Here is a 4536-nt window from a genome sequence, read left to right on the forward strand (position 1 = left end):
CATCGGTGTTCGCCGCTGGAGAGCTAGAACGCCAACCGCCCGACCAGTTGGAACACCGGACCGGCCTCCTCGGTCTCGATCTCGTATTCGTCGAAGTTCCGGGCCTTCTGGTCGGCCAGGGTGGTGAACTTGTTGAACACCTCGTCCTTGCTGGCGTTCAGCAGGTTCGAGCCGGTCAGGCGCAGGACGAAGTTCTCGCCGAAGCGCTTCTCGACGAACACCTCCAGGTCGGCGCCGTAGGAGGTGCTGACCTCCTCGCCGACCATCCGGCCATAGGCGTCGCCCTGCTTGCGGTAGGTGGCGCCGAAGGCCGCGCCCCAGGTCGGCAGGTCCTGGATGAAGCCGACGTTGAACACATAGTCCGACTGGCTGTTGAACCGGCGCGAGCCGAAGTCGTCGTCGATATCGCTGTCGAGCCAGGAGTAGTTCAGGAACACCCCGGTGTGCTCCAGGCCGAACATGGTCAGCGGGGTCGAGAGGTCGAACTCGACACCCCAGACCGATCCGTCCCCGGCGTTGCGCGGGGTGAGGACGAAGGTCCCGGCCCCCTCGCTGCCGACGACGCCGGTGTTGGCGACCTCGATCAGGTCGGAGACCTTGCGATAGAAGACGTTGACGCCCGCCACGCCGCGTTTTCCCAGCCGGCGCTCATAGCCGACGTCCAGGCCCCAGGCGGTTTCGGGGTCCAGTTCCGGATTGCCGATGAAGTCGTTGTCGCCCTGCTCGGCCAGCAGAATGGCCGGCGAAAGCTGGTCAAAGCCCGGCCGGCGCACGGTGCGGGCCACCGAGGCGCTGAGGCGGTCGTCAGCGCTCAGGCTGTAGCGCAGGTGAGCCGAGGGCAGCAGGATGCCGTAATCGTTCTCGACATGCTGGCGCGCGGCCGGCGCGGTCTGGTCGTCGATCTTGGTCTGCGTGGTCTCGTAACGCAGGCCAGCTTCCCACTTCAGCGAGCCCTCGCCGCCCGACAACATCGCATAGGGATCGAGCCGGGTTTCCTGGATGTCGTTCACCCCGCCGGCTTCCGGCAGGAAGGGGCCGTACGCGCCCGGCAGGGTCGGACGCACGGCGGGCGGATTGGGGATGGTCACGCGGTTGCGGTCGGTGAGGATCTGCGTGTCGCGCGACTTGTCGACGAAATGCAGGCCGACCTCGAGGGTGGCGAAGCCCAGCTCGCGCTCATGCTCGACCTGCAGCGACAGCTCCTTGTCCTTCAGGCGCGAGTGGGTGAGGTCGCCGGTGAAACGATCGGCGTCCGGGAAGGGATTGGTGTCACGCAGGTACTCGTACTCTTCCTCGACCTCGTCCTGCTGGTCGTCGAAGACCGCGTAGCCGGCCTTGAAGCGGGTCTTGCCGCCGAACATGTCACGGGTGAACTTGGCGTTCAGCGACCAGTTGTCGGTGATGATGTCGACATTGTTGTCGTTGGTGGTCAGCAGGTCGGCGTTGCGCACGCGCCCGCCCTGGTACTCGTAGGAATCCTCGTCCTCCCGACGGTCGGTGCGGACGAACAGCCCCGACAGCTGCAGATCGCCGCCGGCCACCGGAACCTCGTAGGCGGCGTTCAGCGAATAGTCCGTGCCGTTGCGGGTGTCGGTCTGAAGCTCGATATTGTCGAGCGTCCCGCCGGGTTCGTCATAGCGGAAGCTCTGCTTGACCTTGGGGTTGCGGCGGCCTTGCAGGCTGGCGCCGACCAGCAGCCGGCCAGGACCGAGATCCCCCGACCAGACGCCGCCCAGCGTTTCGCGCACCCGGCCGTCATCCAGCAGGATGGCCCCGGCGCGCAAATAGCCGCCGTCCAGCGACTGGCTGTCGCGCAGCACGATGTTCAGGGCGCCGGCCACGGCGTCGCCGCTGCGGTTGGCGGAGGCCGACCGGACCACCTCGATCCGCTCGATCATCTCGGCGGGGATCCGGTCGACGAAGAACGAGCGGTCGAGGCCGGCGCCGGGCACTCGCTCGCCGTTGATCAGGATCTGGGTGTAGCCGGAATCCAGACCACGCAGCCGCGCGCCGTCCGATTCCAGGATGTCGGACAGGAAGGCGACGCTGGGCACGCGCTTCATGGCGTCGCCGGCGGTCAGCGGCTCGAAGCGCTGGAAATATTCCAGGCCGTAGGAGAGCGTCGGCGCCACCGTCTCGGTGCGATCGCGGAAGGCGATCTCGCCGGTGACGATCAGTTCGGACACCGGCGTGGCGTCGTCATCGGCGAAGGCGGGCGTAGCCAAGGCGAGCGGCGCCAGCGCCGCGCAAGCAAGAAGAGAAAGTCGCGTCATGAAGTCCCCCGACGTGCGGGGGCGGTTGACCCGACCCCGCGCAGCATGATTTGCAGCGCAGGGGATATATCTTGCGCACGGAGTGGGGCCAGTGACGGTTTCTCGGCAATTTTTTATCAGTTTTGCGTCAATCCTTGCAATGTCCGTTCTCGGAGCATCCTGCGCGGCCATTGATCCAGAGAGCGTCTCGGACTCAGGCGGCATGACCATCGGGACAGGCGTCCCCGTGCCTGCGGCCGGCGAGACCGCCGCCGTCGGCACAGAGGTCCGCGACGCCGCCGACGACCCGGAGATCTGGGTCGATCGGCGCGATCCCTCGCGCGGCGTGATCTTTGGCACCGACAAACAGGCCGGGCTCTATGTCTACGGCCTGGACGGCAAGGACCGTCAGTTCCTGCCCGAGGGGCCGCTGAACAATGTCGACCTGCGCGAGGGCTTCCAGGTCGCGGGCCGCGAGCAGGTCCTGGTCGGCGCCAGCGACCGCAAGCGGATGGGGATCGCCTTCTTCCTGCTTGATCCCGACACCCTGAATGTCACGCCCTGGGGCATGACGCCGGTGCAGGTCAGCGAGCCTTATGGTTTCTGCATGGGGCGCCTGGGTGGCGACACCATCGCCGTGATGGTCGGCAAGGACGGCGACATCGCCCAGTTCACCGTCACGGCTCAGGACGGCAAGCCGAACCTAATCCTGACCCGGACCTTCGCGGTCGGCTCGCAGTCCGAAGGCTGCGTGATCGACGATGCGACCGGGACCCTCTTCATCGCCGAAGAGGCCAAGGGGATCTGGCGCTACGAGCTCGCCCCCGCCAGCGGCCCGGCCCGCACCCTGTTGGCCGGGGCGCCGTCGGAGATCCTGAAGCCGGACGTCGAGGGGCTGACCCTGCTGCGCGAAGGCGGCAAGACCTACCTGCTCGCCTCCAGCCAGGGCGACAGCGCCTTTGCGGTCTGGCGGGTTGACGGCCCGCAGGCCGCCTACGCCGGACGCTTCTCGGTGGTTGGGGGCGCGGGCGCTGATCCGGTGACCGGCACCGATGGCTTGGCCGCGCTGGGCGGACCGGTGGGGGCGTTCCCCGAGGGTTTGATCGTGGTGCAGGACGACGCCGACACCGAGGGCGAGGCGCCCTCGACCGCCCGCACGCGCCAGAACTTCAAACTGGTGGACTGGCGCGCGGTGAAGGCGGCCTTGGCGATCCGCTAAAGGACCTTAAGCCCCTCGGCGCCAGTCGACCGCGAGATCGGGTTCGCGGAAGGCGAAGCGCTTGAGATGGCTGGCCATCACCTGTTCCAGACGGCCCAGCCCCTCGGGGTCGGCGGCCTGGCTGATGATCATCAGGGTCTCGGGCGAGGCGCGCATCGCCGCCTCGCCCATCTCGAAGGTGATGCGCCCTTCCTGCCCCTCGAAGGTGGCGGGGACCTTGTGGCCGAAGTGCTTGCAGAGCTGCACCATGTAGCGCTGGGCTTCGGTCGTGGGGATCGTGGCGCTGGATTTCAGCCTGGTCTCCATGCTCAGACCCTTTCGATCTTGGCGGCGGCCTCGTCGAGCGCCGCGGCGATGACGTCGATCTGTTCGTCGCTGGGACGTTCGCCCTGCAGGCGCAACCGCAAGGCCACGCCGAGGTTCTGCATGGCGCGCTCGACGCGGGGCGAGGAACGCGGCGAGGAACGGGCCGCTTCGTCCAGCCGCCCAAAGACGGCGTCGACCGCCGGGCGGTTCTTTTCGAGGGCCTCGGAACCGGCCTCGGTGACTTCGTAGGCCTTACGACCGCCCTCGGCGCCGGTCTGACGAACGAAGCCTTCGTCCTCGAGCAGGCTCAGGGTCGGATAGATCACGCCCGGGCTGGGGCGATAGGCGCCGCCGGTGCGCTCTTCCAGGGCGCGGATCAGTTCATAGCCGTGACCGGGCTTGTCCTTCAGCAGGGCCAGGATGACGAAGCGCAGGTCGCCATGCTCCAGCAGACGGCCGATCCGGCCGTCGCCGCGCGGGCCATGCCCACGGTGTTCGCCGCCACGGCCAAAGCCGCCGAACGAACCGCGGCTGCGGTGCTCGTGTTCATGTCGTTTCATGTGATGTCGATACATTTTAGATCCTATTTAGATATGTCGATTTTCAAGATATATCGCGATCGGATCGAAACTCAAGATATATCTAGATAGTTTTTGAATTCACGATGATCGAACTCCCCTCCTCTCCCTCGGGAGATGTTCAGACCGGAGACATCGGTGACGGGTGTTCGGAGACATCCGTGACACTTTTCGACCTCGC

Annotated in this window: 4 protein-coding genes; 1 reads left to right on the forward strand and 3 read right to left on the reverse strand. The window is 66.6% G+C overall.

All coding sequences use genetic code 11. The features are described 5' to 3' along the window. Positions 1-23: 23 nt before the first annotated feature. Positions 24-2273: a TonB-dependent siderophore receptor gene (locus tag ASE02_RS19660; RefSeq protein ID WP_056736557.1), complete on the reverse strand. Its 2250-nt coding sequence runs from the start codon at positions 2271-2273 to the stop codon at positions 24-26. Positions 2274-2475: 202 nt separating this feature from the next. On the opposite strand from ASE02_RS19660, the gene ASE02_RS19665 reads away from it, so the two are divergent. Further along, entirely contained in the window at positions 2476-3471 is a 996-nt protein-coding gene (locus tag ASE02_RS19665) for a phytase (RefSeq protein WP_056736559.1), read from the forward strand. 6 nt (positions 3472-3477) lie between these two features. Here ASE02_RS19665 and ASE02_RS19670 read toward each other — a convergent pair whose 3' ends face one another. Both ASE02_RS19670 and ASE02_RS19675 read right to left on the reverse strand, forming a co-directional pair. After that, positions 3478-3777 (reverse strand): DUF2218 domain-containing protein, encoded by a 300-nt coding sequence (locus tag ASE02_RS19670; RefSeq protein WP_056736561.1) that lies wholly within the window; start codon positions 3775-3777, stop codon positions 3478-3480. 2 nt (positions 3778-3779) lie between these two features. After that, complete coding sequence (locus ASE02_RS19675) at positions 3780-4337, reverse strand: PadR family transcriptional regulator (RefSeq protein WP_235536764.1); 558 nt, start codon at positions 4335-4337, stop codon at positions 3780-3782. Positions 4338-4536: the final 199 nt, after the last annotated feature.

This window comes from Phenylobacterium sp. Root700 (assembly GCF_001429025.1).
GTDB lineage: Bacteria > Pseudomonadota > Alphaproteobacteria > Caulobacterales > Caulobacteraceae > Phenylobacterium.

Excerpts from the sequence above, each read along its gene's own strand:
- ASE02_RS19660 (WP_056736557.1), bottom strand. The coding sequence starts at position 2,273 with ATGACGCGACTTTCTCTTCTTGCTTGCGCGGCGCTGGCGCCGCTCGCC.
- ASE02_RS19665 (WP_056736559.1), top strand. The coding sequence starts at position 2,476 with ATGACCATCGGGACAGGCGTCCCCGTGCCTGCGGCCGGCGAGACCGCC.
- ASE02_RS19670 (WP_056736561.1), bottom strand. The coding sequence starts at position 3,777 with ATGGAGACCAGGCTGAAATCCAGCGCCACGATCCCCACGACCGAAGCC.
- ASE02_RS19675 (WP_235536764.1), bottom strand. The coding sequence starts at position 4,337 with ATGAAACGACATGAACACGAGCACCGCAGCCGCGGTTCGTTCGGCGGC.